Origin of the sequence: Flavobacterium plantiphilum (assembly GCF_046000495.1) — a bacterium.
In the GTDB taxonomy this organism is placed as follows: domain Bacteria; phylum Bacteroidota; class Bacteroidia; order Flavobacteriales; family Flavobacteriaceae; genus Flavobacterium; species Flavobacterium plantiphilum.
In genome coordinates, this window is sequence record NZ_JBELQA010000002.1 from 429,049 (window position 1) to 442,489 (window position 13,441).

The window sequence follows — 13,441 nt, forward strand, 5'->3', positions numbered from 1 at the left end:
ATGAAATCTAAAATTATGACCTCAAGAAAATTTTGTTACGCCTGTGATTTAATCGATAATCCAAAGTTGATAGAAGAATATAAATACTATCATTCAAAGGAAAATGTCTGGCCTGAAATTACAAAAAGCATAAAAGATGCCGGCATTATTGATATGGAAATTTATATCTTGGCGAACCGTTTGTTTATGATTATGGAAGTAGATGAAAACTATACTCCGGAACGCAAACAAATGATGGATGCTGCCAACCCAAAAGTTCAGGAATGGGAAAAATTAATGTGGCAATTTCAACAAGCGCCTCCGGGTGCTAAAGAAGGAGAAAAATGGATAGAAATGGAGCAGATTTATAAACTGCCTTAGGTTTAATCTGTTCTAATTGATTTTTTTTCAACCTCCAACCAAGCCGTATATGTGTAGAAACTTTATAATCTAAAATTTTAGACTTATCCATTTTCTGCTATCTTTGCCTTATGCAGTTTTCAGAAATTTTAGGGCAGGAACACATTAAGAATCATCTCACCAGAAGTGCTGATTTGGGAAGAATTCCGCACGCACAATTGTTTGTTGGTCCGGAAGGAAGCGGAACTTTAGCCATGGCAATTGCTTATGCACAATACATTTTGTGTGGCAATCAAAACGGAGAAAATAATGGAGAAAATCAGGCCTGCAATATTAAATTTCAAAAATTATCCCACCCCGATTTGCATTTTGCTTACCCAACTGTTACCACCGATGAGGTAAAGAAAAATCCAAAAAGTATTGACTTTATTGCCGATTGGAGAGAATTTGTAACACAAAATCCTTACGGTGGATTGTTTGACTGGTATGCTGTTTTGGGTGTTCAAAACAAACAAGGTGAAATCAGAGTAGATGATGCTCAGGAAATTTTGAAATCACTTTCGTTAAAAGCGTATGAAGGTGGTTATAAAATTATGATTGTCTGGATGGCGGATAAATTGAATATTGCCGCTTCCAATAAATTATTAAAACTACTCGAAGAACCACCGGAGAAAACAATATTCATTCTGATTTCAGAAAACGAAGAAGACATTATCCAAACCATTCGTTCACGTTGCCAAATTTTACATTTCAACGGATTGAGTGAAGCGGTTATAACAGATGCTTTGGTTGCTCGTGAAGCAATTGATTCTAAATTTGCAGCAAAATTAGCGCATCAGGCACAGGGCAATTACAATGCTGCTTTGCATTTACTTAGAGACAAAGACGAGGAACATCCGTTTGAACAATGGTTTGTTACCTGGGTTCGTGCCGCTTTTAAGGCTAAAAAAGATGCGGCTGCCATTCAGGATTTGATACTTTGGAGCGAAAAAATAGCGGCTTTGGGAAGAGAAGCTCAAAAGAAGTTTTTGCAGTTTTGTATAGAAATGTTTCGTCAGGCGTTGTTGATTAATTATGAAACCCAGGGATTAGTTTATTTTGAACCAAAAGTAGATAAATTCAAATTAGAAAATTTTGCACCATTTGTAAATGGTAATAATATTCAGGATATCTTTAAAGAACTTTCGGAGGCCATGTATCACATTGAGCGCAACGGAAATGCGAAATTAATTTTAACTGATTTATCAATCAAACTTACCCGTTTAATCCATAAAAAATAACGATTATGAATAATCCGGCTTCACTTTTAATTCTGGTGTTTTTTGGTATTACCTATCTGCAATCCAGTTATGAGAAACTGTTTTACTGGAATGATAATCTAACCTGGTTGAGGGAACATTTTTCAAAAACGAGACTTAAAAATCATGTGAAATTAGCATTGATTAATCTCATTATAATGGAATTGATTTCTACTGTTTTGTGTTTTGTAGGCTGTATTGAATTGCTGGTTAATAACGGAAGGCTGTTTGGTTTTTACGGCGCGGTATTTTCGGCAATTACTTTATTGATGATGCTTTTTGGACAACGATTAGCTAAAGATTATGATGGGGCCAGGACTATTGTGATTTATTTTATTCCGGCTGTAATGGCAGTGTACTGGTTAAATTAGAAATCAATTGCAAGGCAATGAAAAAATCAGGGTCAGGTAAATTTCAATTCAAAAATTCTAATCCTAGAATATAATTTTGCCTGAATTAAGAAGGAATCTGAAATCAAAAAATAAAAAAAATATGCCATTAACCCCTAAACATCCATCCGAATCTTTAACGGTATTAACTGATTTGGTTTTGCCAAGTGAAACGAATCACATCAATAATCTTTTTGGAGGTGAATTATTGGCTCGAATGGATCGTGCAGCCAGTATTTCGGCACAAAGACATTCCAGAAACATCTCGGTTACGGCATCGGTGAATCATGTGGCTTTTACTAAGGCTATATTGCTGGGAAGTGTGGTGACTATTGAAGCCAAAGTTTCACGTGCTTTCAAGAGTTCGATGGAAGTCTATATTGATGTTTGGGTTGAAGACAGAATCTCTGGAGTGAAAACAAAGGCTAATGAAGCAATTTATACCTTTGTTGCGGTTGATGGAACAGGAAAGCCAGTCGAGGTAGCTCAGATTATTCCGGAAACCGAATTAGAAAAAGAACGTTATGAAGGTGCCTTAAGGCGCAAACAATTAAGTTTGGTGTTAGCCGGAAAAATGAAACCTGGCGAAGCAACAGAGTTGAAAGCATTGTTTGTATAAGATTTTATTTTTTTGATTCGAAATCTCTTTAAACGGAAAATTTGCATCAAAAAAAGAAGTATTTTTACGAACACAAAATAAAGATATCTAACAGAAGTTAAAAGAAGTAAACCACTTTTTTAGGTTTCTGATCGCTATAAAAGCAATATTAATTTAATGAAAGAAAAGCTAAAAGAAAAGATGAGTACAGAGAAAGAAGCCAAGTTAAAAGCTTTACAGCTTACCCTTGATAAATTAGATAAAACTTACGGAAAAGGGACTGTTATGAAAATGGGGGATAAGGCCATTGAAGAAGTTGATGTAATTTCTTCAGGTTCTTTAGGTGTGGATTTAGCACTTGGAGTTGGCGGATATCCAAAAGGAAGAATTATTGAAATCTACGGACCGGAATCTTCCGGTAAAACTACTTTAACGCTTCACGCTATTGCCGAAGCGCAAAAAGCAGGTGGAATTGCTGCTTTTATTGATGCGGAACATGCATTTGACAGAAATTATGCTGAGAAATTAGGTGTTGATATTGAAAATTTAATTATTTCGCAACCAGACAACGGGGAGCAAGCTTTAGAAATTGCTGAAAACTTAATCCGTTCCGGAGCAATTGATATTGTAGTTATCGACTCGGTTGCAGCTTTGACTCCAAAAAGTGAGATTGAAGGCGAAATGGGAGATTCTAAAATGGGTCTTCACGCGCGTTTGATGTCGCAAGCATTGAGAAAGTTAACAGGAACAATTAGTAAAACCAATTGTACTGTTTTCTTTATTAACCAGTTGAGAGAGAAAATTGGTGTAATGTTTGGTAATCCTGAAACTACTACAGGAGGTAATGCTTTAAAGTTTTATGCGTCGGTACGTTTAGATATTCGTCGTTCTACACAAATTAAAGATGGTGAAAATGTTATTGGTAACAGAACCAAGGTTAAAATTGTGAAAAACAAAGTGGCACCACCTTTCAAAGTGGCGGAATTTGATATTATGTACGGTGAAGGTGTTTCTAAAACAGGAGAAATTCTGGATTTAGCTGTAGAATTCGAAATCGTAAAAAAATCAGGTTCATGGTTTAGTTATGGAGAAACTAAGTTAGGTCAGGGACGTGACGCTGTAAAATCATTGATTAAAGATAATCCGGAATTAGCGGAAGAATTAGAAGAAAAAATCAAAGCAAGAATTAAAGAATTAGCCGAAAACTAATGGATTTAATGGCGTAAATTTTTAAAATGCCCGACAATTTTGTCGGGCATTTTTTTATTAAAAACAGAAAATTTGACCATTTTTTTCAGAAAAAAATATTTTTAAAGCAACCTTTTTTATTTATCACAGTCTTTATAAAAACAATAAACAAGAATAGTTAATTTATAAATTCAAAAAAAAATGAAAAAAATAGCTTTGTTTTTGGTCTTAATGACCACGTTGTTAAGTTGTAGTCTGGACGAGCCGGATTCCTATACTTATTATGTATTACCAATTGAGAGTTATACTTTGCCAGAGACTTTCGTTAAGGGAGAATCTCATGAAATTAAGCTTAAGTACCAAAAACCTACCGCTTGTTATATCTATGGCGGAATTTATTATTATTCAGAAAACAGTACAAGAACTATCGGAATTAATGCTTCTGTAAAAAACGGCGAAAATTGTTCTGATACCTTACCTCCTGAAACAGAAGTTTCTTTTAATTTTACACCTACGACAGCAGGAGTGTATACTTTTAAATTTTACAAAGGAGAAGATGATGCCGGAGAAGACGAATTTGAAGAAGTTGAGATTACGGTAACAGAATAATTATTTAAAAAGTAAAAAATCACCTTTAACGAGGTGATTTTTTTTAAGCTGTTTTGAGCGTTTTTTTAGCTTCAAAAACCAATAACTGGCTGTAAATGATGTTTCTTATCTGTTCACGAATTTCTTTTCTGTCAGCATTCGTTTTACCCAGTGTATTTACTTGTTTGTGTATTTTTACACGCATAATTCCGGGACTTCCAGCAAAAAAAGTATAAGGAAAACGCTCTTTATTATCGCCAAAACTTATTGGAAGGATAGGGATTTGGTGTTCAACGGCTAACCTAAAAGCGCCTTCTTTAAAACTGTCTAAAAGTATAGATTCATCATCAGGAACACCACCTTCAGGAAAAATACAAACACTAAGACCGCTCTCTATTCTTTTTTGAGCTTTTGCAAAAACCGCCATTCGGCTTTGTGAATCGCTTCGGTCTACTAAAATACAGGTTCTTTTATAAAAAAAACCAAAAACCGGAATACGCGCCAGTTCTTGTTTTCCCACAAATACAAATGGATTTTTAATAACCGCCAGCATCAGCATAATATCTGCCATCGAAGTATGATTGGCCACAATCATATAACTTTTGTTCTCATCAACAACTTGCTCACTTTCTACTTTATAATGAAATCCCATGCCAAAAAGAATGAATTTAGCCCATATACGCGCCATGAAGAAAAAGTAAGGATATCCTTTTTCAGAAAGGATAGAAAGTACTAAAAAGGGAAACATGATTAAGATGGGTACGGCCATAAGGATGTAAAACCAAATGCGCCACAGGGTCCGGAGAATTATTTTTATACCTTTCATGGGGTCAAAAATAAGGAATCAATTGTTATCATTTGTATAAAAAAATAATGTTTTAAAACATAAATCCTTTAAGATAGTTGTTGCTGTATTAAAGCTTATATGTGTTCTAAGTTCATTAAAGTTACTTCTCTTTTTTTAATTCATTTTGAGTAAATGATCATAAGAAAACTTACAGGACTGATGTGTTAAATAAAATAGGCGATAGGATTTATTTCAGGTAATTTTTAAATTTTGTGAATTTGCAGTAAAAAATAAAAAACTTTGCGAACTTTGCGTTTAAGAAAAAAAAGCATGGCAAAAATACTTACCGGAGTTCAAAGTACAGGAACTCCACATTTAGGAAACTTACTAGGAGCAATTATTCCGGCAATACAATTATCTAATAATTCTGAAAACGAATCTTTTCTTTTTATTGCCGATTTGCATTCGGTTACCCAGATCAAAAACGGAGAAACGTTAAGAAATAATACTTACAGCGTGGCAGCAGCCTGGCTTGCCTTTGGACTAGATGTAAATAAAGTGGTTTTCTACAGGCAATCAGATGTGCCGCAAACAGCTGAATTATCCTGGTATTTAAGTTGTTTTTTTCCTTTCCAGCGTTTAACTCTGGCACATTCTTTCAAGGACAAAGCAGATAGATTAGATGATGTAAATGCAGGACTATTTTCATATCCCATGTTGATGGCGGCCGATATTTTATTGTATGATGCCGAGTTTGTTCCGGTAGGTAAGGACCAGTTACAACATCTTGAAATCACACGTGATGTGGCTTCCCGTTTCAATCATCAGTTGGGAGAAACGTTTGTGCTTCCGGAGGCTAAAATTCAGGACGACAGTATGCTGATTCCGGGAACTAACGGCGGGAAAATGAGTAAATCAGCAAATAATATCATTAATATTTTCTTAGAAGATAAGGCTTTGCGTAAGCAGGTGATGAGCATTGAGACCGACAGTACACCGCTGGAAGCTCCTAAAAATCCGGATACATGTAATGCTTTTGCTATTTATTCTTTGTTGGCCAATGAAGAACAAACAGCGCAAATGAGAGCCAATTATCTGGGCGGAAATTACGGTTATGGTCATGCTAAGCAAGCTTTGTTTGAATTGATTTGTGAAAAATTCAAAACTGAAAGAGAGAAATACCATTATTACATTAATAACTTAGAAGAAGTAGATGCTTTATTGAAAATAGGAGCAAAAAAAGCTTCAGTTGTAGCGGATGAAGTTCTAAAAAGAGTACGTACCAAACTCGGTTTTTTGTAAAATAATTAGTCGGTACAAGTTTTAAAAATGTATTTGTTAAAGTTTTTTTAAGAAAATTTTAATAAGCACATTTGTTTTGGGCAGAATCTATTGTATATTTTTATACAAAATATAAAATTTTTATTTATGAAAAAGATACACCTATCCTCTTTAGGGCTATTGACTTTGGCTTTAGCTACAATGACCTCCTGTAAAGATAAAACGGAGAAAACATCAGAAGATTCGGCTATAGAAACCCCTGTAAAATCAGAAATTTCGGTTACGCCAATTGAAGATTCAAAAATGTTTCCGGGTGCAAAACTAACTGTTGCTTCAGAAACTGCAACTGCAGCTGATGCCGATTCAGTAACATTCAAAATCAATTACAAAGTTGCTAATTTTGAGTTGACTCAACATACTGAAGGTCATCATGGTGAACACATGGCAAACTCTGGTCAGGGGCAACACATTCATTTTATTCTGGATAATAAACCTTATTCGGCTTTGTACAAACCGGAGCATGAAGTGAAATTAGAAAAAGGAAGTGAGCATTACCTGTTGTCTTTCTTATCGCGTTCTTACCATGAATCCTTAAAAGATAAAGACGCATTTGTAGTGGAGCATTTCAAAATTAATGATAAAGGAGCTTACGAAAAATTAGCAGAACCTAAAGAGCCGATGTTGTTTTACAGCCGTCCAAAAGGAGAATACAAAGGGGATGATACTAAAACAATCTTATTAGATTTTTTTGTGGTAAATACTACTTTGGCTAAAGATGGTTATAAAGTACAGGCAAATATAAATGGTGAGGAATTTACACTTGATGAGTGGAGACCTTATCAGATTACAGGACTTCCAATGGGTGAGAATATTATAAAACTGACTCTTATCGATGCTGAAGGAAAAGCTGTTTCTGGTGAAAATACTTCGGTTGAGCGAAAAATTACTTTAATGGAGTAAGTTTCATTTTATTTCAAATAAAGAAAGCGGTACTATTTTTTAGTATCGCTTTCTGTTTTTTAAATTGCCTCGAATAACTTCCCCGGCAATGGACGAATGACACCTTTAAGTTCCATGTTTAATAATAAAGCCGAGATTCGGTAAATAGGAAATTCACATTCCAGAGCAATAATATCCATTAACTCTTTTCCTGTTTTTAACAGGTAATCGTATATTTTTTGTTCGTCAGTATCCAGAGAAACAAATAATTGTTTCTGCACTGCTTTCGTTTCTTCTTTGATGTCCCAATTCAGTATATAAATCAAATCGGCAGCACTGGTCAAGACATTTGCTTTTTGGGTTTTGATAAGGTTGTTGCAGCCTGCACTGTATTTGTCGCTTACGCGACCGGGAACAGCAAATACATCACGGTTGTAATCATTTGCCATATTAGCAGTAATTAAAGATCCCCCTCTATCGGCAGATTCAATGACAATGGTAGCTTCGGAAATTCCGGCAACAATACGGTTTCTTTTTACAAAATTTTCTTTGTCGGGATTAGCTGAACTCCAAAACTCGGTCATAAAACCGCCATTTTGTTCCATTTTGGACATGTATTTCTTGTGGTTTTTGGGATAAATCTGATTTAGCCCATGAGCCAGAACTCCTATGGTTTGTAAATTGTTTTCCATTGCCAGCTGATGGGCGACAATGTCTACTCCGTAAGCAAAACCACTTACAATTACCGGATTTAGCGGAACTAAATCTTCAATGAGTCTTTTGCAAAATTCCGTTCCGTAAGAAGTTATTTGGCGTGTGCCTACGATGCTGATTATTTTTCTGCTCTTCAAATCAATATTTCCGGCTGTAAACAATACTAATGGAGCATCAACACAATGTTTGAGTTTGTCAGGATAATTTTCATCCTGAAAATAAGAAACTTTTATATTGTTGTTCTGAATAAATTCTAATTCTTTATTGGCTTTGTCAAAAACACTTTGGTCCTTTAAGTTTTTCAGTAATGTAGTTCCAATTCCGTCAATAGCTGCCAGTTGATGGGTTTTTGTTTTAAACACCGCCTCGGCCGAACCGCAGTGACTGATTAATTTTTTGGCCATGATATCGCCCACGCCTTCTACTCTTTGCAAGGCCAATATGTAAAATAAATCAGTTGCTGTCATGTTAAATATTTGAAACTGAAAAGTATAAATTTTTTAGTTAGATTGTTAATAAAAATTGTGAATAAAATTTTGATAACTATTATGGTTGTATAACTTTGTAAGTATGAATATAGAACACTACATAAGCCAACTATTATATCGTTATCAATGTGTTACCGTTCCGGGTTTTGGTGCTTTTTTAACCGAAATTCAATCGGCTCAATGGGTTGAAAGTGCTAATTCTTTCTTTCCGCCTAAAAAATTGATTTCTTTTAATACCAACATTAAAAATAATGATGGATTATTAGCCAATCATATTGCCAGAACAGAGAAAACTTCCTATGAATATGCTATCAGCTCGATTCAGTATCAGGTTTTGAACTGGAAAAAAGAATTGGAAAAAAATAAAAGTCTTACGGTTAAAAATGTAGGTAGCTTTACCCTGAATGCTGCAGATAATTTAATCTTTACCCCTGCAGATCAAAAAAATTACCTGACCAGTTCTTTTGGTTTAGGTTCTTTTATAGCTCCCGTTGTAAAACGTGAAGCTGTTGAAGAAGAAACTATTGTTGAGGAAAGAGAAGTGATTTCTTTGGTTACCGAAGAAAGAAGCGGTCGTTCTTATTTAAAATATGCTGCTATTTTTGTTCTTGGATTAGGTTTAACAGCGAGTGTGGGGTATTCCGTTTATCAGAATCAAATGGTTTCCCAAAGAGTTCTTGTTGAAAAAGCCGTTCAGAAACAAGTACAAAACAAAATCCAGGAAGCTACTTTTTTTATTAAAAACCCGATGGCTCCCGTAACGCTATCTGTAAAAGCCGATAAGGAAGCTAAATTACCTTACCATGTTGTGGCTGGTGCTTTTAGAGATGAAAATAATGCGGAGGAAGTTTTTAGAAAATTATCTAAAATGGGTTATAAAGCCAGAAAATTGGAGGTTAATAAACATGGTTTGTATCCGGTACTTTATGGAAGCTTCGCTACTTATGCCGAAGCTCAAAAAGTTAAAAATAAAGTTAGAGAATCAGAGAACCCTGAAGCCTGGTTGCTGGTTGAATCCTTATAAATTATAAACCTTTCTTAGCGGAAAGGTTTTTTTTATTTCTTTTTTTTCTGTTGTTGCAACTGATATTTTCTTGGGCTGATTCCGTTACGCTGAGAGAATGTAGAGGTAAAGTGTTGTAAGGATGAAAATCCGCATATAAAAGCTATTTCTGCCATGGTAATAGTGGCATTATTTTTTATTAACTCAATGGCTTTTTCTAATTTAAGACTTATAATAAAACTGTTTGGGGGGAAACCGGTTAGTTTTTTTACCTCATAAGTAAACTTGGTTTTGCCCATATTAAATTCGGATGCTAAATCTTCAATATGCCATTTCTTCGTTAAATCGGATTGAAGTAAATGGGTAAGTTTTTCGATAAAATAATCGCTTTCCTGATTTTTATGAATTTTATTCGAAAGCTGACGGTGTAAATCGATAAAAAGATTCTCGAGAATATTCTGTACTTTTATCTCGAAACCTTCCTCCTGATAGGCTAATTCATTTCGTAATTCATCAAAATATTTTTTGAAACTTTTTGCTTTTTCAAGTACAGCATTATTGGCATCACCAATCATTTCGCCCAGATTTTGCTGAAAATTTTTAGACAGTTTACTCCAGTTTCCTAATTCTAATACTTTGTTTACTGAAAATTCAGAAGGTTTTATAATAATCCAGTTAATTTGACCAATATCCATAATTCCTGACGTGCTTCCGTTTTCGTGCCAGGGTGCAGTTACCGATAAATTTTCGGGTAATAATTCGATTTCTTTTCCTTCAATAACCCAATCGTATTTTCCGCTGTTGACATAATGAATTTCAATTCCGTCATTTAAGTGAGGTCGCATGCTGTCATCAATACGCACTTTAGAAAATTTCATACTCCCAAACTGACTGATAAAAGGCAGCTTTTTTAAAGGTCCGGGATTGTTTTCGTGCCACCAAACGCCGTAATTACCATGCTCGTCTTTTGCTCTTAAGTCTTTTGGTAACAAAAAGGAATTCATAATTTATATTGTATTAAATTGGTATAAAGATAATTATTAAATTTATTTATTGAAACAACAGTAGTTTTTATAAAATCGACCGTTGTTTAAAAGTATGATTTTTTTTGAGTAAAAAATACTATCTTGCCCAGCCCAATTTATTTATTTCAAGGATATTAGAGTCGACAGACTTTTTTTTATTATTTAAAATGATAACGTTTACATTTTTTATTTTTTTAAACGAAAGCATTTTTGAAATAAGGGTAGTTAAGAATCCAAATTTATAATTACAATATATTATGTTTCTAAAAAAACGACATCCTTTATTGACGATATTATTTCTTCTTTTTACTGTATTCTCCATGCAGGCAGCCGATATCTGGGTAGCTGTAAACGGAAAAGATACCAATGAAGGAACAAAAGAAAGTCCGCTCGCTACTGTTCATATGGCCTTAAGAAAAGCCAGAGAATTACGCCGTTTGAAAGATGCTTCAATTAAGGGAGGGATTCATATTATCATAAAAGACGGCATTTATCATCTGGATGAACCATTGTTTGTAAGACCTGAAGATTCAGGAACTGCCGATAGTCCAACTACCATTGAGGCGGATGTCAATGCAAAACCTGTTTTTAACGGCGGAATTGCAATCAATAATTGGAAAAAATCAACTACCGTTATTAACGGACAGAAAGCTGGTACGGTTTGGGTAGCTGATGCACCGCAAATTGCCGGAGAAGTGATTAATTACCGTCAGCTTTGGGTAAATGGTGTCAAAGCCGTGCGTGCTAAAAGTACCGCAGGAAATAAAATGGAAAGAATTTTGTCCTGGGATAAGGAAACTGAAACCTGTTGGATTCCATTTAAAGATAAATCAGTGAAATATGAGCCAGGCATGGAAATGTTTATCGTGCAATGGTGGGCCATCGCTAATTTACGAATCAAAAATATCGAAGTAGTTAAGGACAGCGCCCGACTTTCATTTGAAAAACCGGAAAGTCGTATTCAAAGTGAACATCCCTGGCCAGCGCCCTGGATTTCTAAAAACAATGGAAATTCAGCTTTCTTTTTAAACAATGGAATGTCCATGCTAAATGAAGCGGGTGAATGGTATCTGGACAGAAGAAATGCGAAGATTTACTATATTCCAAGAGCAGGCGAGAATATGGCTTCTGCCAAAGTAATAGCTCCTGTTTTAGAAAATTTAGTAGAAATTAAAGGAACGATTGATTCTCCCGTACATGATGTAAAATTCAAAGGAATCTCGTTTCAATATAGCAACTGGCTTCGTCCATCGCAACAGGGACACGTTCCTTTGCAGGCCGGAATGTATTTGCTGGACGCCTACAAATTAAAAATTCCTGGAACGCCCAATCAGGCTTCTTTAGAAAATCAGGCTTGGGTAGGACGACCAAGAGCTGCTGTGGAAGTAAATTATGCGAACAACACCGTATTTGAATCTTGTAGTTTTGAACATTTATCTTCTACAGGATTGGATTTAAACAAAGGAACGAATCACAATATTGTACAAGGAAATCTTTTTAAAGATATTGGAGGTAACGGAATTACGCTGGGAGTTTTCTCTGAAGAAGCTTTCGAAGCGCATTTGCCATTGCAAGTAAAAGATGATAGAGAAGTGTGTTCGAATGAATTAATTACAGACAATTTAATTACTAATGTTGCCAATGAAGATTGGGGATGCTTGGGTATCGCTGCTGGTTTTGTAAGGAATCTGACTATTGAGTATAACGAAATTTCGGATGTGGCTTATAGCGGTATTTCAATGGGCTGGGGTTGGACACATACTGAAAATGTGATGCGTAACAACAAAATTTTAGCCAATAAAATCCATCATTATGCCAAACATTTGCATGATGTAGCCGGAATTTATACGCTTTCTTCTCAGCCAGACAGCCGAATAGAGGAAAATTATATTGACAAGGTATATTACAGCCCGTATGCTCACGATCCGTTTTTGTGGTTGTATTTGTATACCGATGAAGGTTCTCAACATTTTACTATAAAAAACAACTGGATCCCAATTCAGAAAATTTTAAAGAATAACAATGGTCCGAAAGGAAATATTTGGCAGGATAACAATCAGTTTGTAAGTACTGCTGTAAAAGAAAACGCCGGAATTCGTCCGCCTTTTACCCACTTGAAAAAAGAAGTCGTTGTTGATGAAGCTTGGGGTATGCAGGAAATGCCAAAATCAGTTGCGATTGAGGTAATAGGGAAAAATCTGGATATTGATAAAATCAAATCGACTATCAAAGGTTTCCGAATTGTAGGGGAAGAATTGTACCAATGGGAAAATCATCTGGTGATTTATGGTTTGATGAATCAGCCTGAAAGAACGAAAAGAAAATTGGCTTTGGCTTTTCCGGAATTACAAATAAAAATTTATGAAAATCCGGTTTATGATTTTCAAAATTTTGAAAGATGTCCTGATGTTAAACCCGCTTCTGAATGGGAAAATATTGTTTTAACAGCTAATTTGGTTGAGGATCCAAAAATGCAACAGGAATATTTGGATTACCATAAAACCCAGTTTGAAAAATGGCCGGAAATAGCCAAAGGTTTCTGTAATGCAGATTTTCAACAATTGCAGGTTTTCAAAAACGGAAGACAATTGATGTTAGTAATTAGTATTCCAAAAGGAAAAGATTTAGACAAACTCAATCCAAAAACAACTAAAAATAATCCAAGAGTGGACGAATGGAATGCTTTAATGAAAAAATACCAAACTGGAATTGATGATGCAAAAGCGGGAGAAACCTGGATTTTTTTGAAAAAGGTAGAGGAGAAAAAAGAATAAAGAAAAAGAATAAAGAGCCATAGGCTCGGT

Annotated in this window: 13 protein-coding genes; 10 read left to right on the forward strand and 3 right to left on the reverse strand. The window is 35.0% G+C overall.

What is annotated here, in order from left to right; translation table 11 throughout:
* Positions 1 to 15 precede the first annotated feature (15 nt).
* The 6 genes from ABS764_RS04650 (at position 16) to ABS764_RS04675 (ending at position 4,421) form a co-directional block, all read left to right on the forward strand.
* Entirely contained in the window at positions 16 to 360 is a 345-nt protein-coding gene (locus ABS764_RS04650; RefSeq protein WP_408080459.1) for an L-rhamnose mutarotase, read from the forward strand.
* A 110-nt stretch (positions 361 to 470) separates the two neighbouring features.
* On the forward strand, positions 471 to 1,619 hold the full coding sequence (locus ABS764_RS04655) for a DNA polymerase III subunit (protein ID WP_408080461.1): 1,149 nt from the start codon (positions 471 to 473) through the stop codon (positions 1,617 to 1,619).
* 5 nt (positions 1,620 to 1,624) lie between these two features.
* Positions 1,625 to 2,008 carry a DoxX family protein gene (locus ABS764_RS04660; protein ID WP_408080463.1) on the forward strand — a complete coding sequence of 128 codons (384 nt, stop codon included), beginning with the start codon at positions 1,625 to 1,627 and terminating at the stop codon, positions 2,006 to 2,008.
* A 121-nt stretch (positions 2,009 to 2,129) separates the two neighbouring features.
* Entirely contained in the window at positions 2,130 to 2,645 is a 516-nt protein-coding gene (locus tag ABS764_RS04665) for an acyl-CoA thioesterase (protein WP_408080465.1), read from the forward strand.
* Positions 2,646 to 2,825: 180 nt separating this feature from the next.
* Entirely contained in the window at positions 2,826 to 3,833 is a 1,008-nt protein-coding gene (recA, locus tag ABS764_RS04670) for a recombinase RecA (protein WP_408080752.1), read from the forward strand.
* A 180-nt stretch (positions 3,834 to 4,013) separates the two neighbouring features.
* Positions 4,014 to 4,421: a hypothetical protein gene (locus ABS764_RS04675; protein WP_408080467.1), complete on the forward strand. Its 408-nt coding sequence runs from the start codon at positions 4,014 to 4,016 to the stop codon at positions 4,419 to 4,421.
* A 43-nt stretch (positions 4,422 to 4,464) separates the two neighbouring features.
* On the opposite strand, the gene ABS764_RS04680 is transcribed toward ABS764_RS04675, so the two are convergent.
* Positions 4,465 to 5,226: a lysophospholipid acyltransferase family protein gene (locus tag ABS764_RS04680; protein ID WP_408080469.1), complete on the reverse strand. Its 762-nt coding sequence runs from the start codon at positions 5,224 to 5,226 to the stop codon at positions 4,465 to 4,467.
* A gap of 291 nt (positions 5,227 to 5,517) precedes the next feature.
* On the opposite strand from ABS764_RS04680, the gene trpS reads away from it, so the two are divergent.
* Together trpS and ABS764_RS04690 are read left to right on the forward strand one after the other, a co-directional pair.
* Positions 5,518 to 6,489, forward strand: coding sequence for a tryptophan--tRNA ligase (trpS, locus tag ABS764_RS04685; protein WP_408080471.1), 972 nt, complete (start codon positions 5,518 to 5,520; stop codon positions 6,487 to 6,489).
* A 126-nt stretch (positions 6,490 to 6,615) separates the two neighbouring features.
* A complete protein-coding gene (locus ABS764_RS04690) occupies positions 6,616 to 7,428 on the forward strand; it encodes a hypothetical protein (protein ID WP_408080473.1) in 813 nt (270 codons plus the stop codon).
* Between the two features lie 59 nt (positions 7,429 to 7,487).
* Here the strand turns inward: ABS764_RS04690 and dprA are convergent, their stop codons facing one another.
* Positions 7,488 to 8,588, reverse strand: coding sequence for a DNA-processing protein DprA (gene dprA, locus ABS764_RS04695; RefSeq protein WP_408080475.1), 1,101 nt, complete (start codon positions 8,586 to 8,588; stop codon positions 7,488 to 7,490).
* A gap of 103 nt (positions 8,589 to 8,691) precedes the next feature.
* Between dprA and ABS764_RS04700 the strand changes: the two genes are divergently transcribed.
* Positions 8,692 to 9,633: an HU domain-containing protein gene (locus ABS764_RS04700; protein WP_408080477.1), complete on the forward strand. Its 942-nt coding sequence runs from the start codon at positions 8,692 to 8,694 to the stop codon at positions 9,631 to 9,633.
* Between the two features lie 32 nt (positions 9,634 to 9,665).
* Here ABS764_RS04700 and ABS764_RS04705 read toward each other — a convergent pair whose 3' ends face one another.
* On the reverse strand, positions 9,666 to 10,616 hold the full coding sequence (locus tag ABS764_RS04705; RefSeq protein ID WP_408080479.1) for a helix-turn-helix domain-containing protein: 951 nt from the start codon (positions 10,614 to 10,616) through the stop codon (positions 9,666 to 9,668).
* Positions 10,617 to 10,894: 278 nt separating this feature from the next.
* Between ABS764_RS04705 and ABS764_RS04710 the strand changes: the two genes are divergently transcribed.
* Positions 10,895 to 13,411, forward strand: a complete 2,517-nt coding sequence (locus tag ABS764_RS04710) for an L-rhamnose mutarotase (protein ID WP_408080481.1) — start codon at positions 10,895 to 10,897, stop codon at positions 13,409 to 13,411.
* The last annotated feature ends 30 nt before the right edge of the window (positions 13,412 to 13,441 follow it).

Bases quoted from the DNA above. Each gene is read 5' to 3' on its own strand.
- ABS764_RS04655 (WP_408080461.1), top strand. From the start codon at position 471: ATGCAGTTTTCAGAAATTTTAGGGCAGGAACACATTAAGAATCATCTC.
- ABS764_RS04675 (WP_408080467.1), top strand. From the start codon at position 4,014: ATGAAAAAAATAGCTTTGTTTTTGGTCTTAATGACCACGTTGTTAAGT.
- ABS764_RS04650 (WP_408080459.1), top strand. From the start codon at position 16: ATGACCTCAAGAAAATTTTGTTACGCCTGTGATTTAATCGATAATCCA.
- ABS764_RS04705 (WP_408080479.1), bottom strand. From the start codon at position 10,616: ATGAATTCCTTTTTGTTACCAAAAGACTTAAGAGCAAAAGACGAGCAT.
- ABS764_RS04700 (WP_408080477.1), top strand. From the start codon at position 8,692: ATGAATATAGAACACTACATAAGCCAACTATTATATCGTTATCAATGT.
- ABS764_RS04710 (WP_408080481.1), top strand. From the start codon at position 10,895: ATGTTTCTAAAAAAACGACATCCTTTATTGACGATATTATTTCTTCTT.
- ABS764_RS04680 (WP_408080469.1), bottom strand. From the start codon at position 5,226: ATGAAAGGTATAAAAATAATTCTCCGGACCCTGTGGCGCATTTGGTTT.
- ABS764_RS04690 (WP_408080473.1), top strand. From the start codon at position 6,616: ATGAAAAAGATACACCTATCCTCTTTAGGGCTATTGACTTTGGCTTTA.
- recA (WP_408080752.1), top strand. From the start codon at position 2,826: ATGAGTACAGAGAAAGAAGCCAAGTTAAAAGCTTTACAGCTTACCCTT.
- trpS (WP_408080471.1), top strand. From the start codon at position 5,518: ATGGCAAAAATACTTACCGGAGTTCAAAGTACAGGAACTCCACATTTA.
- ABS764_RS04665 (WP_408080465.1), top strand. From the start codon at position 2,130: ATGCCATTAACCCCTAAACATCCATCCGAATCTTTAACGGTATTAACT.
- ABS764_RS04660 (WP_408080463.1), top strand. From the start codon at position 1,625: ATGAATAATCCGGCTTCACTTTTAATTCTGGTGTTTTTTGGTATTACC.
- dprA (WP_408080475.1), bottom strand. From the start codon at position 8,588: ATGACAGCAACTGATTTATTTTACATATTGGCCTTGCAAAGAGTAGAA.